The organism is Bradyrhizobium sp. LA6.1, assembly GCF_040547805.1.
GTDB classification, from domain to species: Bacteria; Pseudomonadota; Alphaproteobacteria; order Rhizobiales; family Xanthobacteraceae; genus Bradyrhizobium; species Bradyrhizobium barranii.
The window spans coordinates 419,969-444,891 of sequence record NZ_JBEPQK010000006.1; the positions used below are offsets into that span (position 1 = coordinate 419,969).

Sequence of the window (24,923 nt, forward strand, 5' to 3'; positions counted from 1 at the left end):
ACGACACGATTGATAGGTTTTCCAAATGGATCTCCGCCAGCTCCGATATTTCATCGCCGTCGCCGAAGAGCGCAGCTTCACCCTCGCCGCTCGGCGACTGAACCTTTCCCAACCACCGCTGAGCCAGCACATCCAGACGCTGGAGGCCGAGCTCAAGACGCAGCTTCTCCACAGGACCAGCCGAAGGGTCGAACTGACTAAGGCCGGTGAAGCCCTGCTGGGCAGAGGTCGCGCCATTCTCCAGCAGATCAAGCTCGCGGAAGACGAAGTTCAGTCGATCGGCGCCGGCCTTATCGGCACGCTTGACGTTGGTGCGACCGGCTCCATCTTGCGCGGTCGGCTGGCGGAACTGCTTGCCGCCTACCGAAAGGTTGCTCCATCGGTGAAAACCACGGTGCATGAGCAGGCGCCTGCATTGCAGATCGCAGCACTCCTCAACCGCACGACCAACATTTGTCTTATTCGCAGCGTTCCGACCGAACACGGCCTGACCAGCAAGCTTGCTTGGCGGGAAGAGGTGGTCCTCGCACTGCCGCACGCGCACCCGTTGGCCGGGCGCAAGCGCGTTGCGCTTAGCGAACTAGCATCGGAGGATCACATCGTCCTCGACCCCAATAGCTCGGAGTTCGCACGCTACATCCAGAAATGCTGTGTCGATGCCGGCTTTTTGCCGCGGGTATCCCAGCAGGTCGTCGACGCCCAGTCGATTCCGAGCCTGATCGTGGCGGGCTTCGGCGTGGCACTGGTGCCGCAGTCCATTGCGCGCTTCACGACAGCCGACATTGTATTCCGGCCCATCAGACCCTCACCACCCTCGGCCGATGTGTTTTTGGTGTTCCGAGAGGATGAGACGTCGATGGTCGTGCGCAATTTCATCAAATTGGCCGTTCGGTACCTAAGCCACCGCAAAAGCCCGAGGCAAGCCTCCTGAAAGAGCACGACGGTCGTCGTCGCCATCGGCGGTCGGGTCTGGGTGGCTTCCGGACATCCCGGCGTTGAACGCTCGACGGATTGTCGACTGCTGCATCGCGACCCACGCGGGCCCTGATGGCGTTCGGATTCGATTTCAGCGACGGTGCCACCATACAGTTCGTCGCGTCGAATTGTGGTTAAGAGGCTCGCAGCACGTTCGTCAATGCAGACAGCGCAGCCGGCTGATGCTGACGACTGGGGTAATACATGAAGAAGCCGGGAATTGGCGGCGTCCAATCTTCCAGCACACGGATAAGGCGACGTTTCGCAACATGCTCTGCGACCTGCTCTTCAAATGCGAGCCCCAGGCCGGCGCCAGCGAGTGCCGCCTGAATCACCAGGTGGGTATCATCGATGATGAGCGGGCCATTCACGCCGACCGTGACCGCCTTCCGTCCCTTCTCGAATTCCCACCTGTATGGACCGCCCGGAAGACGCAGGCTTATGCATCGATGGTCATTTAGATCCTTGGGTTTCCGGGGAATGCTTCGTGATGAAAAATAGCCGGGCGATCCGACCACCGCCAATCTCAACTCCTGGGTGACCCGCACCGCGATCATGTCTTTCTGAATGTACTCGCCAAGTTGAATACCGGCGTCGAACTCACCCGCAACGAGGTCGACGGGGCCAGTGACGGTAACAACGTCAAGAACGATGTCGGGGTAAGCTTCCGCGAATGCCGTGAGCCGCGGCAACAATACCATCACGGCAGCCGACCGGGACATGACAATCCGAAGGCGGCCTGCCGGCCGGTGCCGAACGTTTCGGGCCTCGTTGATGGCACGAGCAATCTGCTCAAGTGCCGGAGACAATTCCTTCAGGAGAGCTGCGCCTGCGGCGGTTGGTGCGACGCTTTTGGTCGTTCGAGCAAGAAGCTGCAGCTCGAGCCGTTGCTCAAGTCCCCGGATTGTGTGGCTCAGGGCAGACTGAGACACACCGATCTTTGCCGCAGCCCGCGTAAAGCTCCGTTCTCTGGCGACGATTGCAAACGTAGCGAGTTCGTTCAGTTCGTTTCTCATGGTTTATGAATATTCCTCATAAGCTCAAGTTGTCCAGCACGCCTATCCTCATAAGCTACTTTGTCCTAGGTTCGGTCAGCAAGGAAGACTTGAGGCAACCTTCTGCAGGTTTCGGCCGGAGACCACGCTTTCCAGCCACGCGCAGCTTCTTCCCATTCCCAAGCTGATGGATAACAGGCCTATGGATACCGATGCTCGTGCCTTGCGCTCCCTGGCGCAGACCTATTTCGACAGTGCCTATGAAATGGATGCTGACAAATTCGCGTCTATATTTCATCCCTCGAGTTCCGTGACCAAGGTCGGCGACGATGGCAACGTGAGCGTGACGCCAATTGCGACGTGGCTGGCAGCTGTCCGTAATTTGAAAGCTCCGAAGCAACAGGGCCTGGAGCGCCAGGATCAGATCCTCTCGATTGACGTTGAAGGAGAGCTCGCGCTTCTGAAGCTGAAATTGCAAATTCCGCCGCGCTACTTCACCGACATGCTGTCGTGCTTGAAGGTCGACGGAACCTGGAAGATCGCTCAGAAAGTGATGACTTCGAAACTCTGACGGTTTCGGTACCGTTTTGAGAAAGTGAATCAAACGCTTGTCAGGTTGTCCGTGAAAGCTCTGTCACAAAGCGCCAACACCTTGGGCTGCGCTTCGGGATCATGGAGGATTTGGTCACTCTCTGATGGATATGTCGACCTGCCCGCCGAATCCCTCAAGTATCCAAACGACAAAGTAGGCAGGCAGACCGAACCGCCTCAGCGGGACGCTTCGCTGGTTCGATTATCGGTCAACTGCTTCCTATTCGATCGCTCTGGCATGGATCGCGTCTTGATCGATTGTGGAGCGGGCGCGAGTTGGGACCCGTCCATGGGTCACCTCGCGGAGGCGATGGCGGAGGCAGGCATCGACACGTCATCGATCACGATGATCGCCCTCACTCATGCTCATGGCGACCACATCAATGGTCTCCTGATGCCTGACGGTCGACGAGCATTTAATGGCCTGAGGAAGATCGTGATAGGGGCAGACGCCATCGAGGAGTTTCTTGCCGAGCCCGTGCTGGAGCAGTTTCGTTCGCTCCTTGCCCCCATTAACGGAGGAGATCGGCTGGCCGATCATTTACTGGCGGTGGATATACCTGGGCACGCTCGGGGCCATATGGGTTATCTCCTCAACACTGACGAAGACGATCTCTTATTCTGCGGCGACCTTATCCACGTTCCCGCCGCACAGTTTGCCCGTCCCGAGCTTACCTGGGCCTATGACGATGACGAAGCCGTGGCGAGGGCTACCCGGATCAGGTTGCTCCGGGACGCAGCAAATGCGCAGACGTGGCTGGCCGGCGCTCATTTAGGTCGACCAGGCATCGGCAGAGTGGTCGAAGACGCGAACGGATATGCGTTCATTCCGGTCGCGTAGCGGCCCATGAGCCCGCACGACGGGCGGCAGCACCCTCATCAGCGCGGGACGACGGCAGTCGCTTCGATCTCGACGCGCGCGGATGGCTCGACGAGGCGCACCACCTGCACGAGCGCCATACTGGGGTAATGGGTGCCGACCACCTCGCGATAGGCCTTGCCGAGCGCCTTCAGATTCGTGGTGTATTCATCCATGTCGACGACATACCAGGTCAGGCGCACGAGATGGTCCGGCCGGGCGCCGCCTTCCGCCAGGATCGCAACGATGTTTTCGAGCGTCTGCCGAACCTGCGCGACGAACCCGTCGGCGAACCGACCTGCGATATCCCAGCCGACGACACCACCCGTCACAACGAGACGTCCTTCGGCCATGATGCCGTTGGCATATCCCTTCGGCTGCGGCCAGCCGCCGGGCTGAAGCACTTGCAGACCGCTCGTCGCGGGGGCCTCTGGCTTTTTCATCGTACTCATGCGGAGTTATCAATCCTCTCAGCGCGGCTTCAGGAGATCGCGCGCGACAATCAGCTTCTGGACCTCGGTCGCGCCCTCGTAGATGCGCAGCGCGCGGATTTCGCGGTAGAGGCTTTCGACGATCTCACCCTTGCGCACGCCGCGGCCGCCGAACATCTGCACGGCGCGGTCGATGACGCGCTGCGCGGTCTCGGTTGCCGTCAGCTTCGCCATGGCAGCTTCGCGCGTCGTCGGAAGCTTCTGGACGTCGCGGCGCCAGGCCGCGCGGTAGGTCAGGAGCGCGGCGGCGTCAGTCTCCGTCGCCATGTCGCCGAGCGCGGCCTGGGTCAGCTGGAGATCCCCCAGCGTCGCACCGAACATGTGCCGGCTGCGCGCGTGCGACAGCGCTTCGTCCAGTGCACGACGGGCAAAGCCGAGGGCTGCGGCTGCGACAGACGCCCGGAAGATATCGAGGGTCTGCATCGCGAGCTTGAACCCGCCGCCCGGCGCGCCGAGGCGACGGCTCGCCGGAATCCGGCAATTGGTGAAGCGCAGCGTCGCCAGCGGATGCGGCGCGATGACGTCGATGCGGTCGGCGATGCCGAAGCCGGGATCATCCGGGAAGACGACGAAGGCCGAGATGCCGCGGGCGCCTGGGGCCTCGCCCGTTCGCGCAAACAGCGTGTAGACATCGGCAATACCGCCGTTGGAGATCCAGGTCTTTTCGCCATCGATAACGTAGTCATTGCCGTCGGCCCGCGCCGTGCAGGACATCGCCGCGACGTCCGATCCCGCCTCCTTCTCGGACAGCGCGAAGGCCGCCAGCCATTCGCCGGCGCGAACTTTCGGCAGCACGGCCTTGCGCAGGTCCGCCGAGCCGCCGAGCGCGATCGCGCCGGAGCCGAGCCCCTGCATGGCGAAGGCGAAATCGGCGAGACCATCGGCATAGGCCAGTGACTCCCGCGACAGGCAGATCGAGCGGGAATCGATCGTCGTCGCATCGCCGTCGGGCGCCGCGACGGCGCAATCGAGCACCCCCGCCTCGCCCATCGCGCGCATGAGCTTGCGGCAGGCGCCATCGACATCATTGTGATCGATTGTGTCGAGTGCTCCCGACTGCACGAAGCGGTCGAGCGCCTCGCCGACCGCATGATGACGCGGCTCGAAGAACGGCCAGTCGAGCCATTCGCGCCGGATCACTTTCGCCGTGGAGTTCATCTGATCCCTCCTCCGCTCATTGCCCGGCCGTAGCCGCGGCGCGCGCCAGATTGGCTTCGTATTGTCCCTTGGCGGACAGATACTGCTTCGGCCACTCGACCTTGGTGATGCCGATGCGCGCGGCTTCGTGCAGCGTCCAGGCCGGGTCGGCAAGATGCGGCCGCGCGATGGCGCAGAGATCGGCGCGGCCAGCCGCGAGAATCGAATTGGCGTGATCGGCCTCCGAGATCGCACCGACTGCGATGGTCTCAATGCCGACCTCGTTGCGGATCAGGTCGGCGAACGGCGTCTGGAACAGGCGTCCATAGATCGGCCGCTCGTCCTTCCAGACCTGCCCCGACGAACAATCGATCAGGTCCGCCCCGGCCTCCTTGAACATGGCGGCGAAGACCGCTGCATCGGCCGGCATGTTGCCGCCGTCGGTCCAGTCATGGCAGGACAGGCGCACCGACATCGGCCGGTCGGACGGCCACACCGCGCGCATCGCCTCGAACACCTCCAGCGGAAAGCGCGCGCGGTTTTCATGGCTGCCGCCGTATTCGTCCGTACGCCGGTTGGTCAATGGCGAGAGGAAGCTCGACAGCAGATAACCGTGCGCGCAATGGAGCTCGAGCCACTCGACGCCGGCGGCAGCGGCACGACGTGTTGCCGCGACAAAATCGTCGCGCACGCGGTCCATGTCGCCGCGGTCCATCGCCCGCGGCATCTGGCTGTGCGGCAGATACGGCAAGGCCGACGCGGAGATCAGCGGCCACTCTCCGGATTCAAGGGGTTGATCGATCCCTTCCCATGGCACCCTGGTCGCACCCTTGCGCCCGGCATGGCCGAGCTGAATCCCCACCTTGGCATGCCCGACGCCATGGACGAGCTCGACCAGGCGGCGCCACTGCGCCGCTTGCGCATCGTTCCAGAGCCCAAGGCAGCCCGGCGTGATCCGCGCATCCGGGGAGACGCATGTCATCTCGGCGAAGACCAGCGCGGCGCCGCCCATGGCGCGCGCGCCGAGATGAGCGACGTGGAAGTCGTCGATGAGCCCGTCCTGCGCCGAATACATCGCCATCGGCGAGACCATGATCCGGTTCGCAAGCGTCAGTCCCCGCACACGGTGCGGTGTCAGCATCGGCGGCGGCACCCGCTCGCCATCCTTGACCGCAATGCCCGACCGCGCGGCGAACCAGCGCTCAAAACCTTCCAGCCAGGTACGATCACGCAGGCGAAGGTTTTCGTGGCTGATGCGCTGCGAGCGCGTCAGCATCGAATAGAAGAATTGCGGCGGCTCGAGCGTATCGGCATAGCGGTGGCCGACCACCTCGAACCATTCCATGGCGTTGCGCGCAGCGTTCTGGATGCGCGCCACGTCGACGCGGCGCACCTCCTCGTACGCGTCGAGCACGGTTTCGATGCCGGCGCGACCGTGGCCATGGCGATCAAACTGGTTGGCGAGCTCGATGGCGTCGTCGAGCGCGAGCTTGGTGCCCGATCCGATGGCGAAATGCGCGGTGTGCGCGGCGTCCCCCATCAGCACGACATGAGACTTGCCGTTGAACACGCTCCATTTGCCGCAGATCAGGCGGCTGAAATTGAGCCAGGCCGAGCCGCGCAGATGGCGCGCGTTGGTCAGGAGCTTCGCGCCGTCGAGAGTCTCGGCGAAGATTTTTTCGCAGAACTCGATCGAGGCCTGCTGATCGAGCTCGCCAAGCCCGTGGGCGTTGTAGGCTTCTTCAGTGGTCTCGACGATGAAGGTCGAGGTCTCCGCATCAAACTTGTAGATGTGCGCCTGGAACCAGCCGTGCTCGGTCTTCTGAAAATCAAATGTAAAGGCGTCGAACGCCTTCTTGGTGCCGAGCCAGATGAAGCGGTTGGGCCGGATCACCATGTCGGGCTGGAACTGCTCGGCATAGCGAGCGCGGATCCTGGAATTGACGCCGTCACAGGCGACGATCAGGTCGGCGTCTGGGTATTCGAGATCGGATTCGACCTCGCGCTCGAAGACGAGCTCGACACCCAGCGCTTCACAGCGCCGCTGAAGAATATTGAGCAGATGCTTGCGCCCGATACCGATGAAGCCATGGCCCGTCGTGCGCTGGCGCGTCCCCTTGAAGACGAGCTCGATGTCGTCCCAGTGATTGAAGGCGTCCTCGATCTCGGCCGCGCTCTCGGGGTCGGCAAGGCGCATCGCGGACATCATGGCATCCGAGAACACGACGCCCCAGCCGAACGTATCGTAGGGCTTGTTGCGCTCGACAACCGTGATGACGTGCTCCGGGTGCCGGCGCTTCATCAGCAGGCCCAGATAGAGACCGGCCGGGCCGCCGCCGATACAGACTATGCGCATGATCCCTCGCTTTCGCGCGTCGCGCCGTGTGCCGAGCTTTCACCCAAATTATTTTAAGCATAAAATATTTCCTCGGCGCGCGTCTTGTCAAGGCGGTTCTGCAAAGACCCGGCCCACGGGCTGGTCTCCGCGGCGTCGATCTGGAGATTCAGTGTAAATTGGACACACGGCAGCGCCGATTCCGAGCCGCTCGGGCGCAGCCTTGAATTTACTTTTGGCACGAACTATCTTGCCAATGACCACGACAGCTGCGCCGGCTTTCGTCAGGCCACCAAGCCCGGGAGATTCGATTGGCACTCGCGAAGGAGTCCACGCCTGTTTCAAAGAATGGGGCGGATCAGGACGCCGAGTACAGGGCTCAAACGCGGGTCTGGCTCCGGCTGCTCGCCTGCACGACCCTGATCGAAGGCGAGTTGCGGCGCCGGTTTCGCGAAGAGTTCGATTTCACGATGCCCCGCTTCGATGTTCTGGCCCAGCTCGACCGCGAACCGAGCGGGCTTGTGCTGGGAGAATTGCCCAAGCGCCTGATGGTCTCGGCCGGGAACCTCACGCCGATCGTGGACCGCCTGGTCGAGGACGGATACATCACGCGCACGCCCTCGAACCTCGACCGCCGCGTGCAGATTGTCTGCATGACGGTCGAAGGCCGCAAGACCTTCAGACGGATGGCCAAGAGCCACGGCGCGTGGCTTGCCGAGCTGCTGGCGGATTTCCCGGCGGACCGGTTCGACGGATTGATCGGCGAGCTCGACGACCTCAAGGGTGCCGTCAGGGACGCCCTGCAAAAACCCTGAGCGGACCGACAGTCAGCGCCGCACCTTCACTCCGGCCGCCTCGCGATCCCAGGTATCCGTGGTGATGCCCGCCTCGCGCAGCACGCCCTTCTTGATCTTGCCGTTCTCAGTCAACGGCATCTGGCTCAGAATGCGCACATAGCGCGGGATGGCGAAATAGGCGATCTGCCCTTCGCAATGCCTGACGATGTCGACGGGCTCCAGCGATTGGCCCGGTTCGAGCAGGATCGCAGCCGCAACCTCGTCCTCGCCCAGCTCCGACGGCAGCGGGTAGATCGCACAGGCGGCGACCGCGGGATGGGACTGGATGGTCTGCTCGACCTCCCATGAGGATACGTTCTCGCCGCGCCTGCGGATCGAATCCTTCATGCGGTCGATGAAGCGATAATGTCCGTCAGCATCTCGAACGACCCGATCGCCCGAGTGAAACCACAGATTTCGCCAGGCCTCGACCGTCTTCTCCGGCATGCCGAAATAGCCGGTGGCGAAAGCAAAGGGTTCTCCGGCGCGAAGCACGAGCTCGCCGGCCTGTCCGTCAGGAAGCGCTGAATCGTTTTCATCGACGATCCGCGCCTCGATTCCGTCGGCCAGATAGCCCATCGTTCCCGGACGATCGGACAGGATCGTACCCGCGAACACGAAGTTCGTCTCGGTCGACCCGTAGCCGTCGACCAGCGGCACGCCAAACCGCTGAAGGAACGGACCGTGGATTTGCGGCGGCACGCCGCCTCCAAGCGCAACGCGAAGACAATGCGTCGAGTCGTCGGCATTCGTCGGCTGCGCCAGCAGCATCGACGCCATCGCGCCGAGCAGATAGCCGACCGTCGCATTGTGCCGTTGCGCGGCCGCCCAGAATCCGGACGCGGAGAATTTCGGCTCCAGCACGTAGGTGCAGCCGTTCAGGAGCGCCTGATAGAACGCGTTGAGCGCGTTGGTGTGAAACAGCGGCAGTGTCGTGAACAGCACATCGCCCTCGCGGATGCCGAGCGCTCGCGCCGAATAAATGCCCCACCAGAACAGCTGCGCCTGCGGACAGCACACACCCTTCGCTGGCCCCGTCGTGCCCGAGGTGTAGAGGATCGCAACGGTGTCGCCGGGACGCACGGCACCCGCCGGGGCCGCGGCTCCCAGCGCCGGCAACGGTACGGCGGAAAGCCGGGCATCGACTGCAACGGCGGCAGCTCCGACGATCCAGGTGCGAGGTGGCAGGTCGACACCCGCCTCGACGCTCTCGATCGCGTCGACGAACTGAGTCTCGACGACAAGGAGCGCGGGACGCGAGTTGCGGAAGATGTGGGAGAGCTGGAAGCCGCGCAGCGCGGTATTGATCGGGACCGCGATGGCACCAAGCCACGCGCAGCCGAGATAGACCTGCAGGAACTCCGGACGGTTCGAACACATCAACGCAACTCGATCGCCCGGCCTGATCCCGGCATCCACGAGCGTCTGAGCCGACGCGGCCGCGATCGCCGCGGTCTGCGCAAAGCTCCAGCGCGTCTCACCGGCGACAAGCAGCACGCGCTCGCCATAGCGCTCGGCCTGCCGCGTGAGGATCGTTGAGAGGATGCGGTCCGACGGCGGAAACGACGTCACTGCACACGCCCAGGCCGGCGTCACGTTCTCCCGGCCGACCGCGTCGCTGACGTTCACCGGCGCGTTCTCCGTCACGGTCATGCTCCCGTCTCAGGGCAACAGCTTGTACTTGCCGTTCTCGATCTGGACCAGGACGCGCGAGCGATCGTCGACGCCATGCCGATCCGCCGGTGTATAGGTGTAGACGCCCTGCGTCCCGACGACCTCCTTGGTCGTGAACAGCGCCTGACGAAGCGCGGTGCGGAATTCCGGCGAACCGGGCTTGGCACCGGTTGCCATCGCGCGCTTGGCGGCATCGGCGAAGACGAGCCAGCCGTCGAAGGAATAGGACGAGAATGAATCCGTCGGCGCCTCGCCGTTCGCCTTCTCGAAGGCAGCGCGGAAATCCAGGGCCACCTTCTGGATCGGATTGCCGGACGGAAGCTGCTCCGCCGCCGTCACGGGTCCAGTCGGGCAGATGATGCCGTTGGCGGCCTTGCCGGCGAGACGCAGGAAATCGGCGCTGATCAGCCCATGATTGCCGTATAGCGGCCCTTTATATCCCCGCTCGGACAAGGCGATGACCGGCAGCGCGCCGGGCGTTCCAGTGCCGCCGAGCATGATGGCGTCGGGACGTGCGGCGAGTGCGCGCAGCACCTGAGCCGTGACCGAAGAATCCGATCTGGCGTAGCGTTCGTTCGCAATGATCTTGATGTCGGTCGTCTTCACACTCTGCTCGAGCGAGTTGTACATGAGGTCGCCGAACGCATCGGAGAATCCGATGAACGCGACGGTCTTCAGGCCCTTCGCCTTCATGTGATCGACGATGCCTTGCACGAGAAGCGGCGTCGGTTGCGGCGTCTGGACGACCCAGGGGCCGCCGTCGCCCGGCGGCACCGGCGCGATCGGCGATACCGCGATCATCGGCACTTTCATCTCGATCGCGGCGGTCGCCATCGCCAGGGTCTGCGGCGCACCCGACGTTCCGATCAGGATATCGACCTTCTCCTGCTCGACGAGCTTGCGCGCGTTGCGCGCCGAGGCGGTGGCATCGGAAGCGTCGTCGAGTTGGATGACGCGGACCTTCTCGCCGCCGATCTCACCGACATAGGCCTCTCCCGCGGCGATGCCCTTCGCATTCGGGATGCCGATCGACGATACCGGCCCGCTGAGACCGGTGACGAAGCCGACGAGGATCTCGGCCTGCGCAAGTTGCGGGACGGCGAGAAGCAATGCGGTGGAAGCCAGCAGGCTCTTGATCAAGTTCATGGCACCTGTCTTTCGTGAGGATGTCTTGTTCCGATTGGCAAGCGCCATGGATTGGATTCAGGTTGACGCAACCAGCGCGATGACGCGAAGCGGACTGCCGGAGCCGTTCTGGATCTTCAGTGGCGAGGCCACGATGACCGCCCCGGTGGGTGGAAGCTGATCCAGGTTGCACAGGCATTGCAGGCCGTAGCGTCCGGCGCCGTGCAGGAAATGATGCGCTGGATAAGGCGGCTCGAAATGACCGGCCTGGCCCGCATCCGTACCGATGGTCTCGGTGCCGAACCCGATGACGCCGCGCTCCTCCACCAGCCACTTCATGACGGCCGCGTTGGGGCCCGGCGTGTGTGCGCCGTCATCCCTGAGATTGGAATAGTCGCGCCAGCCCTTCTTCGACCAGTCGGTCCTGAGCAGCACCCAGTTCCGCTCGGGGATCCGGCCGTGCTTTGCTTCCCAGGCCTCGACGAGCGGGACCGTCAGCAGGAAATCGGGATCCTGCGCCGCCTGCGAAGAGCAGTCGATCACGCAGGCCGGCGCGATCATGTCCTTGGTCGGCATCGTGTCGACGGCATTGTTCGGCAGGTTCTTGCCCGTGAACCAGTGAATCGGCGCGTCGAAATGCGTGCCGGTGTGTTCGCCAAACGTGACGTTGTTCCAGTACCAGGCCGGACCGCGACCGTCATAACGCGAGATTTCCTGGATACGGACCGGCGCGGCCTGGCCGAACTCCGGCGGCAGCACGATGACCGGAAAATCCGGACTGAGCGTAAACGTTAGATCGACGACGCGCACCGCGCCGGAAGAAACCGCACCCGCCAGCTCCAGGAGATTGTTGCTCTGCATCGTCACGTCCTCCGGCTTGGTTGAAATCCCGATGTCACCTGTCGAGCTCGCGCTCGAGCGCTTTCGGATTGGCCGCGAGACGTTGCCGGATCTCTTCGGCGACATCTCCGACATACATCTCCTCGAGCCCGCCTCTCAGCCCCGACACGATCGCCTGCGCGATTGCGCGCGGCGCAACCTTCGGCGGCGGTACGGTCTGGAACCACTCGGTGTCGACGGGCCCGGTGAACAGATTCATCACCCTGACGCCGCCGGGCCTGAGCTCGGCGCGAAGGCAGTGCGAGAGCGACAGGCACGCCGCTTGCGAGGCCGAGTAGGCGCCAAAGGCAGGCCAGTTCGCCAGCGCATGGACCGACAGAATGTTGACCCACGCGGCACTGTTGTTGAGGCCATCGGCACCGCGCATCCGCATGGCGGGGCCAAAGGCCTGTGCGAGGTTGACGAAGCCGAGATAGGCCTGGTCGATCTCGTCGCGCGCGATGCTCGTGCCCCTGCGGTCGAGCAGGCCGCCCGGCCGCACATACTCCGTCGTGTTGACGAGGATATCGACCTTGCCGCCGATGTCGGCCGCGAGATCGGCCGCAGATTTCTCGTCGGCGGCGTCAAGGGTCACGATCTCGATTCCGTCCTGGCCGCGCAGCAGCTGCTCGCCGGCGAAAGGCCGCCACGGTTCGGCAACCCCGACGAACACCGTCTTGGCGCCTGCGGCCTTCAAGGCGGCGACGGCCTCCTGACCGATCACGCTCCGACCGTTGGTCACCAGCACGCGCCGGAATTTCGGATCGGCCGTCATTTCCCGCCATTGCTTGTCGTCTGCCATGTTGGGAGTCTCCCCCTCGGGATGGGCAAAAGCCACCGCCTGGCCGCTCTTGTCGAGTTGAAACGACATGCGGACGGGTGCGCCCTCCACGCAGTCGGCATGGAGGTGCGTCACAATCGTCGGACCGCAATCCATCTTCACGAGGCCGATGCGCCAGGGCGCCCGCTCGCGGAAATAGACATCGCTCGGCACGCGCGCAGTCGTTTCGGCAAGAAGAACACCTCGTCGTGGCGCATCGACGAAGGCAAGTCCGGCCGACAGGCAAGACGGACAGGCCTCCCGCGCCGGATAAGCAAAAGTACCGCAGGCGTCACAGCGTTGCAGCATGAAGCGGCCCTCGGCGGCTGCCCGCGTAAACCCATGCGACGTTCTGCTGCGCGGTCGCGGCGGCGAAGCAGGCAACCGCGTCCGCAACAGCGGGTTCTTGCGCCGGGGCGGCTTGATCGGCTCTATCATCGCGACGGCCCTGCAAAGATCGCGGCGCCCGAGGCGAGACCACGGTCATAGTTGATCATACCGAACCCCGAGGCCAAGGCGAGGCTCGCATTCCCGACCTGGGTGGGGCCTGCAGTCCCCAGAACCTGCCGAAGTCCCTCGACGAGACCGAGATAGGCGCCGGCGGCGCCGGCCTGCCCAGCCGAGAGCTGTCCGCCCGAAGTATTGTGCGGAAAGTCGCCGTCGATGGTGAGATCGTGCTGGCGCACGAACTCGGCCCCCTCCCCCTTGTTGCAGAAGCCGAGGTCCTCGAACTGCATCATCGTGATGACGGGGTAGTCGTCATAGGTCTGCACGATATCGAGATCGTCAGGCTTCACGCCGGCCATCGCATAGAGCTCGCCGACGTCCATTGCCCAGCCGCCGCGAACCTGCATCGGATCGTCGGCAAAGGCATTGTGCCGCTCGATCGTCGAAAGCAGCCGTGCTGCTGTCAGCCCGAGCGAAGCCGCGGTCTCGTCTCGCATCACCAGGAAGGCCTCGGCGCCGGCGCATGGCATCACGCAATCGAAGAGATGGATGGGATCGGAGATCGGCCGGGCCGCCAGATACTGCTCCATCGTCAGCGGCGTCTTCATCAGCGCATGCGGGTTGCGCAGGGCATTGGCGCGCTGGGCGACGGCGATCCTGCCGACATCTTCACGCGTGACGCCGAAGGTCCGCATATAGTTGCGGGCAATCAGCGCGAAGCTCGCATTGGCGCCACCGGCGCCGTAGGGATAGACGGCATCCTGGTTGAAGCGCGAGAAATTCTCCAGCGTCAGCCGGAAGGAATCGACATGGTTGGTATCGCCGGCGATGCACGCCACGATGTCGGCGTCGCGCGCCTGAACCGCGCGCGCCGCTTTTCGCAAGCCTGCGATGGCGCTGGCGCCACCGAGCGGAATCGTATCCAGCCAACGCACGCAGAGCCCGAAATGCTGCGTCAACCCCACCCCGCTGTCGGTGCCCATGGTGAAGCTGGAGACGCACAGACCGTCGATGTCGGAAGCCTTGATGCCGGCCTGCGCAACGAGCGTACTCAGTGCCCGGCCGATCCACCACTGCGCACTCTCGATGGAGTAGCGCACATAGGGAATCGTGACGGGCGCCGCAATCACGACGCCGTCGTAAGGTGTGCGCAAGGTTTTGGTCACCAACCGCCCGCCTCGTTCATTGTCTCAGATGACCGTCAGCTTCACGGCAATATTGCCGCGGGTTGCATTCGAATAGGGACAGCGCTCGTGCGCGCCGGCGACGACCTCCTCGGCCACCGACCTCTCGACACCGGGCAGATTGACCTTCAGTTCGACGGCGAGCGCATATCCGACGGGAACCGGCCCCATCGCAACCTTCGCGGTCACTGACGGCTCAGCGGATGGGACGACCTTCCGGCTACGCGCGACGAGCTTGACCGCACCGAGAAAGCAGGCGGCGTAACCGGCCGCAAAGAGCTGTTCGGGGTTGGTGCCTTCGCCCCCAGGGCCGCCCAGCGATTTCGGCACGGACAGCGATACCGACAACAGGCCGTCGGCGCTAGCGGCCTTGCCGTCCCGGCCGCCGATCGCCGTCACCTCGGTCTCGTACAGGATCTTTTCGGGAGTCATCATCATTCACTCTCCAGTCCTAGCGGCTGTTGCGAGCAAGCAGTGCGCGGAAATCGTCGCGCGCCTGGGCGCTGGCCCGCTTGAAGCTCGGCCCGCGGCTGGGCTCGGTGCCATTGAGCTGCCGGAGCTGCACCCACATCTCGGCGCTTTTCAGCGCCACCGCCGCGCAATTGACCACCGGCGCGTGCCCGACCTTCAGGCCATGCTCCCTTCCGATCAGAAGGCCCGGCAGTACACCGGCGGGGATCACGACGTCGGCGCCGTGCTCGATCAGCGGGCGTGCGCAGGCGACAAAGTCCTTGATCATGCGGGCTTGCGCGGCCTGATCTCCGTCAAAGGCATCGGCGAAATCCGCCGGCTTGCAGCCAAGGCCGGTCACATGGACCACGCGATCGCCGAGGCCATAACGCTCGGCCTGCTCGTAGTGCCAGACCTCGAAGACGGGATCGAGCGTCACAAGGCCGAGCCTCCGGCCGAGCTGAGAGGCCGCCAGCAACGTCGCCTCGCCGGTCCCGATCACGGGAATGTCGAGCGTCGAACGCAACTCGTAGAGTCCGGGATCCTGGAAATGTCCCATCACGAAGGCGTCGAACCCGCCCTCCTCGGCCGCGATGCCGTTGTCGATCGCCTGGACGGCGCAGCGCAATTCCGCGAGCCGTCCGAACTCCCGGTCGGGCGGCGAAATGCCCTCGACGTGAACTGTCGTGCCTGATGCAGCGATGTTGTTGAGGTATTCCGACAGCCGCGCCATGTAGGGCGCGTTCACGCTCGCATCAACGAAGCTCTGCCAGAAGATGCGCATCGTCCTTCTCCTCAGGCGGTGATCGGAGGATCGGTCGTCGACGGCCGATAAATATATTTCAATCATAAACTAATTCACGCGTCAAATGCGCTCGGCGTCGCCGCCGACGGCCACCGCCACCGCAAGGGAAGCCCGGCCATTTTGTACGCTCGATCGGCACTGAGGCGCCGCACTCTGACGAAATTGTATGCAACAACATTTTTTCTGACAGAGCCGTGACACGTGTTGACGGCTCCACCAACAATACTTTAGGCTTTAAGTAATTCCTCGCCGGCCAGGGACCGGTGGATGTTGCAGGGCACCGATTTTGAGAGACTCGATCGTGTGGACAGTCGCCGTGCTCGAACAGCCGGCAGCAACAGCATCGCCGGCCGCGCATCGCGGCCGGACAAACGGCCTTTCGTTGCTTCAGGAAGGTCCCGCCCGCATCTGCCGATGGGCCTGTCGTTCGAGCGGCAACCAGCGCCATGGCCGCTGAGATCCGGCCGAGCAAACCCTCTTCGGTCGCGCCCGGATTTCGGCGCTGCAGCAATGCTTTCAATCGGTTCGTTCGTCGTTCGGGCTCCCCGCACGGCAGTTTCGAGGCATTCCTATCCCGCACCAACGGAGGAGAACGCGTATGCGCAAGACTCGGAGCCTACTCGCACTTGTCGCCGGACTCTTCGCAGCGCCGGCTGCGCAGGCCGACATCACCATCGGCTTCGTCACCTCGCTGAGCGGCAACGGCTCGTCGATCGGAATCCCCTATGGGCGCGGCATCAATGCCGCCTATGAATACAGGAAGACCATCAATGGCGAGACCATTCGCCTGATCCAGCTCGACGACGGCTCCGACCCGTCGGCCGCGACCCGCAATGCGCGCAAGCTGGTCGAAGAAGAGAAGGTGGACCTCCTGATCGGCACGGCCACGGCGCCCTCGACCATCGCCATGGCGGCGGTGGCGAGCGAGCTGAAAGTGCCGATGATCGCGGTCTCGCCGATCGGCAAGCTGCCGGATACGCCGGAGCAGTGGGTGGTGTCGGTGCCGCAGCCGGCCTCTCTCCTCGTCAAGATCGTCGCCGACCGCATGAAGCGCGACGGCATGAAGAACATCGGCTATGTCGGCTTCTCTGACGCCTGGGGCGACCTCGTCTACAACGGCGCCAAGGCCGCCGAAGCCGCCGGCGACATCAAGATACAGACCAACGAGCGCTACGCCCGCACCGACACCTCGGTCACCGCGCAGATTCTCAAGGTGATGGCCGCACGTCCTGACGCCGTGCTGGACGGCGGCTCGGGTACGCAAGGCGCGCTGCCGCTCCTCACGCTCGCCGAGCGGGGCTTCAAGGGAAACACCTACGGCACGGTGGCACTCGTCAATCCGGACTTCGTCAATGTCGGCGGCAAGGCGGCCGACGGCATTCAGGTCTCCGCGGGTCCCGTGATCGTCGCCGAGCAGCTTCCCGACGAGCATTTTGCCAAGAAGATCGCGCTGGATTTCCGCAGCGTATACCAGAAGACGCATAACATCCCGACCACCGACGGCTTCTCCGCCTATTCCTTCGACGCCTGGCTGATCTTCGCCAACGCCGCCGAGCGCGCGTTGAAGACCGCCAAGCCCGGAACGGCGGAATTCCGTACGGCGCTGCGGGACGCGATCCTCAGCACCAAGGAGCTGCCGGGCGTGCATGCCGTCTACAATTTCAAGCCCGGTGCGGTCACCGGCGTCGACGAGCGCTCGCTCGTCGTGGTGCGCCTGACCGGCGGCGCCTGGAAGTACGCGCCATAACCGGATCAATGGCCCCGGCATCACAGGGAGCAACGACGTCTCAATGACGAGCGACATTGCAGCCATTCTCGCGATCGACGGGATCGCCACCGGGGCCGTCTATGCCCTGGTGGCGATCGGGACCGTCCTGATCTTCACGGTGACGCGCGTCATCTTCATTCCCTTCGGCGACATCGCGGCCTTCACCGCGCTGACGCTTGCCGCCCTCGACGCGAAGCGCTTTCCGGGCACGGGAGCGCTGGTCGTGATCCTGGCCTGTCTTGCGACCCTGATCGAGATCATCTCGCTGGTGCGCTCCGGCGAACTCCGGCTGCTGCCCCGTGCGCTGTCGTTCTATCTCCTGCTTCCGCTCGCCGTGGTCGGTGCAGCCTGGCTTGTCATGCGCCTGGACCCGCCGCTTGCCGTCAGGCTCCTGCTGGCGCTGATGCTGATCACGCCGATCTCGCCGCTTCTGGATCGGATCGTCTTCCGTCCCATCGCTGACGGCACCGTGCTGCTGTTGCTGACGGTGTCCGTGGCGCTGCATTTTGCGCTGGTCGGCCTCGGCCTGTTGTTCTTCGGGCCCGAAGGGGTCCGAACCGAGCCGCTGACCTCGCTCTCGACCGAGTTCGCGGGCGTGCTGATCTCGGGCCAGACCATGCTGATCGTGATCGCGGCACTCGTTTTCAGCGGCCTCCTCTACCTCTTCTTCGACTTCACACTGGTCGGAAAATCGCTGCGCGCCACGGCCGTGAACCGGACCGGCTCCCGGCTGATGGGAATACGCCCCGCCCGCGCCGGCACGATCGCCTATCTGCTGGGGTCGCTGATGGCCGGCGTATCCGGCATCCTGATCGCTCCGGTGAACACCGTGTTCTACGATTCCGGCTTCCTGATCGGCCTCAAGGCCTTCGTCGGCGCCATCGTCGGCGGCATGACCAGCTATCCCGGTGCGGCGATCGGCGCCGTCGGCGTCGGCATCCTCGAGAGCTTCGCCTCGTTCGAGAGCAGCGCGCTCAAGGATGTCATCGTTTTTTCGCTGCTGATCCCGATCCTGATCTGGCGATCCCTCGCCTCGCTGCATTCCGAGGAGGAGATCGAGGAATGACGCGCCTCCACATCCAGCTTGCCGCCGTCCTCGCCGTGCTGTGTCTCGCGGTGGCTCCCTTCGTGCTCAGTCCGTTCAGCATCACGCTGATGAACTATATCGGCATCTATTCGCTGGTCGCCATTGGACTTGCACTCCTCACCGGCGTCGGCGGCATCGTGTCGTTCGGTCAGGCGGCGTTCGTGGGTGTCGCGGCCTATGCAACCGCGTGGGTCTCCGCGCTGAACGGGTACTCCCCGTGGCTCGGCCTCGTGTTCGGCGTGGTGCTGACCTGCAGCGTCGCAACGGTTCTCGGCGTCGTCACCCTGCGGCTTCAAGGCCATTTCCTGTCGCTCTCGACCGTCGCCTGGGGCCTCGCGATCGGCTTCCTGTTCGGCAATGTCGAAGGGCTCGGCCGCTTCAACGGCATCTCGTCGATTCCGCCGATCAGCTTTGGTTCGATTGCGCTGGTCACGAGCGCCCAGATCTATTTCCTGATCTGGGGCATCGTCGCCGCGGTGCTTTTCCTCGGCTACAACCTGCTGGACTCCCGGCTCGGCCGCGCCATGCGCGCGCTCCGCGGCGGCAATACGCTGGTCGAGAGCCTCGGCATCAACGCTTTCCGCATCAAGCTCGTGACCTTCGTGATCGCGGCCTTCCTCGCCTCGCTCTCCGGCTGGCTCTATGCACATATGAGCCGCTTCATCAGCCCGGGTCCGTTCGATGCCGGCATGGGCATCGAATATCTGATGATGTCGATGGTCGGCGGCGCCGGCAGCCTGCTCGGCGGTGTCGTGGGTGCTGCGGTCGTCACGCTGCTCAAGAACAGCGTGCAGGATTATCTGCCGCTGATCGCCAAGGGTGCCTCCGGCCAGCTCGAGATCGTCGCCTTCTCCGCATTGTTCATCCTGTTCCTGCAATGGGCCCGGCAAGGCATCGTTCCCTTCGTCGCCCGCTATCTGCCCAAGGCCAGGCGCGAGCGACCTCAACCTGCGCCGCCCCTGCCCCGTCGCGCGCAACCGACGCCCGGGGAGCTGCTTCTGAAGGTGGATGGCGCCGAGCGCCGGTTCGGCGGCCTCGTCGCGGTCAACAATGTCAGCTTCGAGGTCCGCGCCGGCGAGATCCTTGCCGTCATCGGCCCCAACGGCGCCGGCAAGAGCACGATGTTCAACTGCCTGACCGGCGCGCTCCGGGTCAACAAGGGTGAGATCGTCTTTGCGGGACGCCCGATCACGCATGACGCGCAGTCCCGCATCGCCAAGGCCGGCGTCGCCAGGACCTTCCAGCATGTGAAGCTGCGCCCGCGCATGAGCCTGCTGGAAAACGTGATGCTCGGCACCTATGCGCGCACGAGCACCGGCCTGTTCGCCGGCGCCTTCCGCCTCAACGGGCGTGAGGAAGCCAGTACCCGGCACGAGGCGCTGATGCAGCTCGAACGGGTCGGGCTCGGCGACAAGCCGTTCGAGCTCGCGGGCAACCTGCCGCTCGGCAACCAGCGCATCCTTGAGATCGCGCGTGCGCTCGCCGCCGACCCTGCGCTGCTGGTGCTGGACGAGCCGGCCGCCGGCCTTCGCCGCCAGGAGAAGCTGCGGCTCGCGGAGCTGCTCAGGTCGCTGCGGGCAGACCATCTGACCATCCTGATCGTCGAGCATGACATGGAGTTCGTGATGTCGCTGGTCGACCGCATCGTGGTGCTCGATTTCGGCTCAAAACTCTGCGAAGGCGCGCCAGCCGCGATCCGCAGCGACGAACGGGTCCAGGAAGCCTATCTCGGAGGCGTCGCGTGAGTCAGATGCTGTCCATGACGGATGTGACGGTCTGCTACGACAATGTCGAAGCGGTCCGCAACGTGTCGCTGTCGGTCGAGGAAGGTCAGATCGTCACCGTCATCGGCCCGAACGGTGCCGGCAAGACCACGCTGCTGATGGCGGCCATCGGCCTGCTGGCCTCGCGCGGGCGCATGGTCTTCCAGGGTCACGACATCGGCAGGATGTCGGTCGAAGATCGCGTCGAGCGCCGGCTGTGCCTGGTGCCGGAGAAGCGCGAGCTGTTCTCCGACATGACGGTCGCGGACAACCTCCTGCTCGGCTCCTACAGCCTGCGCGACCGCACGGGCGTCCAGAAGACGCTGGACGAGGTCTATGATCGCTTCCCCCGCCTGAAGGAACGGCAGCGCCAGGCGGCAGGCACGCTCTCCGGCGGCGAGCGCCAGATGCTCGCGCTCGGCCGCGCGCTGATGGCCAAGCCGAAACTGCTCATGCTGGACGAGCCGAGCCTCGGCCTCGCGCCGCTGATCGTGCGCGAGATCTTTCGCACCATCGCGTCCCTACGCGACCTCGGTGTGTCAATCCTGCTGGTCGAGCAGAACGCCCGCGCCGCGCTCGAGACGGCTGACTATGGCTATGTGCTTGAGACCGGCGAGGTCGTGCAGTCGGGCCCGGCCAAGGATCTCATCCACGATCCCCGGCTGATCACGGCCTATCTTGGTGGACACTAGCGCCGGCCGGGATCAGGCTCGGCGAGCCGCACAACAAAGATATCGAAAAACAACCCCATGCACAGTAGCTGGCGGCAGCGATATCAATGGCTTGATACCCAGCAACTGCGGATTTCGCGAAATCGACTTGATGCGTCGGGCAAAACAGTGGCACAATGCCATCATCGCTGCCCATGGATAGCCGATGGCTTCCATCGCCAACTCGGACATCCCAGTTACTAGGGGATCAGCAAGCTAAAGCCCGCCCGCGACAATTGGGAACGGTGGAGCATACCATCACCCGATGAAATGGCGCCGCTCGCGCGCCCACATCTTGGGCGACAGCAAAGGCAAATCAATGATGCTCTAATCAGCGCGATAAATCGAACATCAGTTGCGCTCCATCTTGAATCCGCATCTTGGCACAAAGTGCATATTACGTCCGGCCTCGCCGAGGACCGCTGTTGGCTCATGGCAGACCTATCGTGGCCGTCTGCTTGATGTCGGCTTTTGACCCAACTGCGACATCGCTTGGCAGCATCCAGTTTTCGCCGGAGCCTTTTCAACTGGGCGAGAGGTCCGGCGATCTGCGCTTCCGGCGATAGATGCGCCTTCGCTGGCTATTCCAATGTGCTATTCTTATCGCATAGGCCATAGGTATCCCATGACAGGTACTGCAGAGTGGCTCGCATCGATCGGTTTGGGGGAGTACGCCCAGCGTTTCGCCGAGAACGCCATCGATTTCTCGGTCGTTAGCGATCTCACGGAGCAGGACCTCAAGGACCTTGGCGTCCTGCTTGGGCACCGGCGCAAAATTCTGCGCGCAATTGCAGAACTCAAGAGTGAAGTCCTCGTATCAGCACGAACGGCCGCCAAACCAGCGCCGCGGGACAGTGCCGAGCGGCGCCAACTGACGGTCATGTTTTGCGATCTCGTGGATTCGTCGGCACTTTCGGTCCGACTGGATCCAGAGGACTTGCGCGCAGTCATCGGCGCCTATCACGACTGCATCGCGGATGTTATCGCCCGGAGTGAGGGCGTCATCGCGCGGTACATGGGGGATGGCGTGCTTGCCTATTTCGGCTATCCCCAGGCGCACGAGGACGATGCCGAGCAGGCGACACGCGCGGGACTGACACTGGTCGATGCCGTGGCCAACCTCCAGACAGATATCGGTACGAGACTACAGGTCCGCGTTGGCATCGCCACCGGAATGGTCGTCGTGGGTGATCTGACCGGCGAAGGCGCCGCCAAGGAGCACGCGGTCATTGGTGAGACACCGAACCTGGCCGCTCGCCTGCAGCAGTTCGCCGAGCCCGGTATGGTGCTGATTTCCGAGAGCACACACCAGCTCACCGATGGACATTTCGAGTACCGCGATCTTGGCTCTGTCGCGCTCAAAGGATGGGCGGAACCAATACCTGCCTGGCAGGTGCTCGGGATCAGTGGAGTGGAAAGCCGCTTCGAGGCGCAGCACAAGACGCGGTTGACACCGCTAATCGGGCGTGACGAGGAGATCGAGCTGCTGTTGCGGCGCTGGCGGCATGCCGCGTCAGGCGAAGGCTGCGTCGTGGTTCTAACTGGAGAGCCGGGTATCGGTAAGTCGCATATCGCGCTGGCGCTTCAAGAGCGGCTCCAGGCCGAACCACACATTACGGTACGGCACTTCTGCTCGGCGCACCACGCCAACAGTGCGCTGTATCCATTCATCGCCAACCTCGAACGTGCCGCCCGGTTCGAGCGAGGCGAGACGCCGACGGAGAAGTTTGCCAAGCTTGAAGCTCTGCTCTTGCGGTTTGGCGCCGATGCAGACCGCGTGGTGCCGGCCCTGGCCAATCTTCTGTCGCTTCCGCTCTGCGACCGCTATCGCCTTCCCGAAATGACTCCGCAGACCCGCAAGGACATGACGCTGGCAGCGTTCCTGGCCCAGCTCGAAGCATTGGCGGCGCGTCAGCCGGTGTTCGTCATCTTCGAAGATGCCCATTGGGCGGATCCGACTTCGCTGGAACTGCTCGCGGTTACACTGGAAAAGCTGCCGCGGCTTCGCGTGCTGCTGCTGATCACGGCGAGACCGGAGTTCGCGCCGCCCTGGCCTGGTCATGCCCATGTAACGACGATCTCGCTCACGCGGCTCAGTCGGCGCAACGGGGCAGCATTGGTCGAGCGCGTCACCGCCGGCAAGACGCTCCCCGAGGAGGTCATGCACCAAATCCTCGCCCGTACCGATGGCGTACCCTTGTTCGTCGAGGAACTGACGAAGGCCGTGCTCGAAACCGGGCTGTTGCAGGAGCGGGACGACCATTACACGCTCAGCCGTCCGCTACCATCGATGGCGATTCCGACGACGTTGAGCGCATCGCTGATGGCCAGGCTCGACCGATTGGCTCCTGTGAAATACGTGGCTCAGATCGGCGCCGTCGTGGGGCGCGAGTTCTCCTACGAACTGCTGAGCGCCGTTGCCGAGTTGCCAAGGCAGACGCTGGAGGAAGCGCTTGCCCAGCTTGTCCGGGCGGAGCTGATATTCTGCCGGGGCGAGATACCCCGGGCTGTCTATACTTTCAAGCATGCGCTCGTACGCGACGCTGCCGAATCCGGGCTTCTGAAGAGCCGACGCGCTACGCTGCACGCCACCATCGCGGACGTGTTCGAGCAACAGTTCCCGGAAATCGTGGAGGCTCAACCCGAGACTCTCGCGCTCCACCTCACGGAGGCGGGACTGTTCGAAAAGGCAGGAGAATATTGGCTTCAGGCGGGAAGGAAGGCGGCCATGCGCTCCGCCAACCTCGAAGCTATCGCACACCTGCGGAAGGGCATCGAGGTGTTGGCCCATTTGGCCGACGGTGCTCGGAAGGACAGACGAGAGCTTGATTTCCAGTTCGCGCTGGGACCATGCCTGATCGCTACCCAGGGACCGGCATCGCCACATGCGGTGGCGATCTTCGCTCGCGCGCGCGAGCTGTGCCAGCGCCTCGCCGATCCCCCCGAGCAACTACAAATCATGTTCTGGTTGACCACCGCGAGCGTCATTCGTGGTGAGTTGCCGGTCGCCGAGGAAATGATCTCGGCGCTGCTCGAACTCGCGGAGGCGCGCGGCGATCGACCAACGTTGCTCAACGCGATGCGTGGACAAGGCATGATTCGACTTTTCATGGGACATCTCGAAGGAGCCCACGAAGTGATCGTACGGGCCTTCGAAGCGTTCGAGGCAAGCAACGAGCAGGACAGATTGGCGGCGCGTGCCGCCGGCCAGGATGCGGGCGTGGCCGACCTTGCCCTGATGTCATGGGTGCTCTGGCTGCTGGGCCGCCCCGATACCGCGCTCGCACGACTGGATACCGCCATTCGGCGTGCCGACGCCATTGGTCATCCGCATTCGCAGGCCTATGGATGTTACTATGCGTCCATTCTCCACGCTCTTCGGGGCGAGTTCCTGACTGCGCACGGCTATGCGGAACGCTGTCTTGCCTTGTCGGAGGAGCACGGATTCCGGCAATGGAGAGGATTGGCGCGCGCCGTTCGGGGGATAAGTGCCACCTTTCTTGATCCTTCGTCCGCCGCGCTCGCGGAAATCCAGGGTGCGATGAACGAATATCGCAACGCGGGCTATCAGCTCGGCATCACGGCCCTATACGTGCTCCTGAGCCCGGCCCTATTGTCGAGCCGTCAGCGCGAAGCCACGCTCGAGCTGATCGAACAGGGCCTTGCCACAACCAGCCGCAATAGCGAGCGGATATTTGAGGCCGAACTGTACCGACTGAAGGCGCGCGCGCTGCTCTTCGATGAAGTACCGGGAGCCGGCACCGAGGCGCAATCACTGTTCGAGCGCGCACTGACAACTGCAACAAGCCAACACGCCAAGGCCCTTGAACTTCGAGTTGCAGTGGACCTCGGCGCTTTGTGGGTCGATCAGGGCAGACGCAAGGACGCGCTCAATCTGCTCGCGCCCATCTACGCCGGCTTCGCCGAGGGTTTTGAAACGCAGGATCTAAAGCAAGCGAAGGCACTGCTCGATCGACTGCAGTAATTTTTCC

General features: G+C 63.7%; 20 protein-coding genes. 9 read left to right on the forward strand and 11 right to left on the reverse strand.

The genetic code is table 11. From position 1 onward, the window contains the following. Window positions 1-25 precede the first annotated feature (25 nt). Entirely contained in the window at window positions 26-931 is a 906-nt protein-coding gene (locus ABIB99_RS18855; RefSeq protein WP_063984203.1) for a LysR substrate-binding domain-containing protein, read from the forward strand. A gap of 178 nt (window positions 932-1,109) precedes the next feature. Here ABIB99_RS18855 and ABIB99_RS18860 read toward each other — a convergent pair whose 3' ends face one another. Then, window positions 1,110-1,991, reverse strand: a complete 882-nt coding sequence (locus tag ABIB99_RS18860) for a LysR substrate-binding domain-containing protein (protein ID WP_063984204.1) — start codon at window positions 1,989-1,991, stop codon at window positions 1,110-1,112. Between the two features lie 181 nt (window positions 1,992-2,172). On the opposite strand from ABIB99_RS18860, the gene ABIB99_RS18865 reads away from it, so the two are divergent. Both ABIB99_RS18865 and ABIB99_RS18870 read left to right on the forward strand, forming a co-directional pair. Next, window positions 2,173-2,541, forward strand: coding sequence for a nuclear transport factor 2 family protein (locus ABIB99_RS18865; protein WP_063984205.1), 369 nt, complete (start codon window positions 2,173-2,175; stop codon window positions 2,539-2,541). Window positions 2,542-2,592: 51 nt separating this feature from the next. Next, window positions 2,593-3,402, forward strand: coding sequence for an MBL fold metallo-hydrolase (locus tag ABIB99_RS18870; RefSeq protein WP_354177111.1), 810 nt, complete (start codon window positions 2,593-2,595; stop codon window positions 3,400-3,402). Between the two features lie 38 nt (window positions 3,403-3,440). On the opposite strand, the gene ABIB99_RS18875 is transcribed toward ABIB99_RS18870, so the two are convergent. From ABIB99_RS18875 to ABIB99_RS18885, 3 genes are read right to left on the reverse strand one after another with little or no spacing between them, the layout of a single operon-like run. After that, window positions 3,441-3,872, reverse strand: coding sequence for a RidA family protein (locus ABIB99_RS18875; RefSeq protein ID WP_354177024.1), 432 nt, complete (start codon window positions 3,870-3,872; stop codon window positions 3,441-3,443). Between the two features lie 18 nt (window positions 3,873-3,890). Continuing rightward, window positions 3,891-5,069 carry an acyl-CoA dehydrogenase family protein gene (locus tag ABIB99_RS18880; protein ID WP_354177026.1) on the reverse strand — a complete coding sequence of 393 codons (1,179 nt, stop codon included), beginning with the start codon at window positions 5,067-5,069 and terminating at the stop codon, window positions 3,891-3,893. 16 nt (window positions 5,070-5,085) lie between these two features. Next, window positions 5,086-7,404 (reverse strand): bifunctional salicylyl-CoA 5-hydroxylase/oxidoreductase, encoded by a 2,319-nt coding sequence (locus tag ABIB99_RS18885; RefSeq protein WP_354177028.1) that lies wholly within the window; start codon window positions 7,402-7,404, stop codon window positions 5,086-5,088. Window positions 7,405-7,694: 290 nt separating this feature from the next. Between ABIB99_RS18885 and ABIB99_RS18890 the strand changes: the two genes are divergently transcribed. Further along, a complete protein-coding gene (locus ABIB99_RS18890) occupies window positions 7,695-8,198 on the forward strand; it encodes a MarR family winged helix-turn-helix transcriptional regulator (RefSeq protein ID WP_028149405.1) in 504 nt (167 codons plus the stop codon). Between the two features lie 12 nt (window positions 8,199-8,210). On the opposite strand, the gene ABIB99_RS18895 is transcribed toward ABIB99_RS18890, so the two are convergent. The 7 genes from ABIB99_RS18895 to ABIB99_RS18925 are packed head-to-tail and all read right to left on the reverse strand — an operon-like array spanning window position 8,211 to window position 15,582. Continuing rightward, on the reverse strand, window positions 8,211-9,872 hold the full coding sequence (locus ABIB99_RS18895) for an ATP-dependent acyl-CoA ligase (RefSeq protein WP_354177030.1): 1,662 nt from the start codon (window positions 9,870-9,872) through the stop codon (window positions 8,211-8,213). Between the two features lie 9 nt (window positions 9,873-9,881). Next, a complete protein-coding gene (locus ABIB99_RS18900; RefSeq protein ID WP_354177032.1) occupies window positions 9,882-11,039 on the reverse strand; it encodes an ABC transporter substrate-binding protein in 1,158 nt (385 codons plus the stop codon). 57 nt (window positions 11,040-11,096) lie between these two features. Further along, window positions 11,097-11,879, reverse strand: coding sequence for a cyclase family protein (locus ABIB99_RS18905; RefSeq protein ID WP_354177033.1), 783 nt, complete (start codon window positions 11,877-11,879; stop codon window positions 11,097-11,099). Window positions 11,880-11,913: 34 nt separating this feature from the next. Then, window positions 11,914-13,155 (reverse strand): SDR family NAD(P)-dependent oxidoreductase, encoded by a 1,242-nt coding sequence (locus tag ABIB99_RS18910; protein WP_354177034.1) that lies wholly within the window; start codon window positions 13,153-13,155, stop codon window positions 11,914-11,916. Further along, the gene (locus tag ABIB99_RS18915; RefSeq protein ID WP_354177035.1) at window positions 13,152-14,330 is read right to left on the reverse strand and encodes a thiolase family protein; all 1,179 of its coding nucleotides are present in this window, start codon (window positions 14,328-14,330) and stop codon (window positions 13,152-13,154) included. The genes ABIB99_RS18910 and ABIB99_RS18915 overlap by 4 nt, the downstream gene beginning before the upstream one ends. Before the next feature lie 24 nt (window positions 14,331-14,354). Further along, the gene (locus tag ABIB99_RS18920; protein ID WP_354177112.1) at window positions 14,355-14,783 is read right to left on the reverse strand and encodes an organic hydroperoxide resistance protein; all 429 of its coding nucleotides are present in this window, start codon (window positions 14,781-14,783) and stop codon (window positions 14,355-14,357) included. 16 nt (window positions 14,784-14,799) lie between these two features. Next, complete coding sequence (locus tag ABIB99_RS18925) at window positions 14,800-15,582, reverse strand: aspartate/glutamate racemase family protein (RefSeq protein ID WP_063984212.1); 783 nt, start codon at window positions 15,580-15,582, stop codon at window positions 14,800-14,802. A 619-nt stretch (window positions 15,583-16,201) separates the two neighbouring features. Here ABIB99_RS18925 and ABIB99_RS18930 point away from each other — a divergent pair. The 5 genes from ABIB99_RS18930 to ABIB99_RS18950 all read left to right on the forward strand — a co-directional run bounded on the left by ABIB99_RS18930 (window position 16,202) and on the right by ABIB99_RS18950 (window position 24,916). Then, window positions 16,202-17,350: an ABC transporter substrate-binding protein gene (locus tag ABIB99_RS18930; RefSeq protein WP_354177036.1), complete on the forward strand. Its 1,149-nt coding sequence runs from the start codon at window positions 16,202-16,204 to the stop codon at window positions 17,348-17,350. A gap of 43 nt (window positions 17,351-17,393) precedes the next feature. Then, complete coding sequence (locus ABIB99_RS18935) at window positions 17,394-18,437, forward strand: branched-chain amino acid ABC transporter permease (RefSeq protein WP_085404201.1); 1,044 nt, start codon at window positions 17,394-17,396, stop codon at window positions 18,435-18,437. Then, window positions 18,434-20,203 (forward strand): branched-chain amino acid ABC transporter ATP-binding protein/permease, encoded by a 1,770-nt coding sequence (locus tag ABIB99_RS18940; RefSeq protein ID WP_354177037.1) that lies wholly within the window; start codon window positions 18,434-18,436, stop codon window positions 20,201-20,203. Before ABIB99_RS18935 ends, ABIB99_RS18940 begins: the two co-directional genes overlap by 4 nt. Further along, window positions 20,200-20,913 (forward strand): ABC transporter ATP-binding protein, encoded by a 714-nt coding sequence (locus ABIB99_RS18945; RefSeq protein ID WP_354177038.1) that lies wholly within the window; start codon window positions 20,200-20,202, stop codon window positions 20,911-20,913. The genes ABIB99_RS18940 and ABIB99_RS18945 overlap by 4 nt, the downstream gene beginning before the upstream one ends. Before the next feature lie 643 nt (window positions 20,914-21,556). Continuing rightward, the gene (locus ABIB99_RS18950; RefSeq protein ID WP_354177039.1) at window positions 21,557-24,916 is read left to right on the forward strand and encodes an AAA family ATPase; all 3,360 of its coding nucleotides are present in this window, start codon (window positions 21,557-21,559) and stop codon (window positions 24,914-24,916) included. Window positions 24,917-24,923 lie beyond the last annotated feature (7 nt).

Bases quoted from the DNA above. Each gene is read 5' to 3' on its own strand.
- ABIB99_RS18855 (WP_063984203.1), top strand. From the start codon at position 26: ATGGATCTCCGCCAGCTCCGATATTTCATCGCCGTCGCCGAAGAGCGC.
- ABIB99_RS18860 (WP_063984204.1), bottom strand. From the start codon at position 1,991: ATGAGAAACGAACTGAACGAACTCGCTACGTTTGCAATCGTCGCCAGA.
- ABIB99_RS18865 (WP_063984205.1), top strand. From the start codon at position 2,173: ATGGATACCGATGCTCGTGCCTTGCGCTCCCTGGCGCAGACCTATTTC.
- ABIB99_RS18875 (WP_354177024.1), bottom strand. From the start codon at position 3,872: ATGAGTACGATGAAAAAGCCAGAGGCCCCCGCGACGAGCGGTCTGCAA.
- ABIB99_RS18880 (WP_354177026.1), bottom strand. From the start codon at position 5,069: ATGAACTCCACGGCGAAAGTGATCCGGCGCGAATGGCTCGACTGGCCG.
- ABIB99_RS18885 (WP_354177028.1), bottom strand. From the start codon at position 7,404: ATGCGCATAGTCTGTATCGGCGGCGGCCCGGCCGGTCTCTATCTGGGC.
- ABIB99_RS18895 (WP_354177030.1), bottom strand. From the start codon at position 9,872: ATGACCGTGACGGAGAACGCGCCGGTGAACGTCAGCGACGCGGTCGGC.
- ABIB99_RS18900 (WP_354177032.1), bottom strand. From the start codon at position 11,039: ATGAACTTGATCAAGAGCCTGCTGGCTTCCACCGCATTGCTTCTCGCC.
- ABIB99_RS18905 (WP_354177033.1), bottom strand. From the start codon at position 11,879: ATGCAGAGCAACAATCTCCTGGAGCTGGCGGGTGCGGTTTCTTCCGGC.
- ABIB99_RS18910 (WP_354177034.1), bottom strand. From the start codon at position 13,155: ATGATAGAGCCGATCAAGCCGCCCCGGCGCAAGAACCCGCTGTTGCGG.
- ABIB99_RS18920 (WP_354177112.1), bottom strand. From the start codon at position 14,783: ATGATGACTCCCGAAAAGATCCTGTACGAGACCGAGGTGACGGCGATC.
- ABIB99_RS18925 (WP_063984212.1), bottom strand. From the start codon at position 15,582: ATGCGCATCTTCTGGCAGAGCTTCGTTGATGCGAGCGTGAACGCGCCC.
- ABIB99_RS18930 (WP_354177036.1), top strand. From the start codon at position 16,202: ATGCGCAAGACTCGGAGCCTACTCGCACTTGTCGCCGGACTCTTCGCA.
- ABIB99_RS18935 (WP_085404201.1), top strand. From the start codon at position 17,394: ATGACGAGCGACATTGCAGCCATTCTCGCGATCGACGGGATCGCCACC.
- ABIB99_RS18940 (WP_354177037.1), top strand. From the start codon at position 18,434: ATGACGCGCCTCCACATCCAGCTTGCCGCCGTCCTCGCCGTGCTGTGT.
- ABIB99_RS18950 (WP_354177039.1), top strand. From the start codon at position 21,557: ATGACAGGTACTGCAGAGTGGCTCGCATCGATCGGTTTGGGGGAGTAC.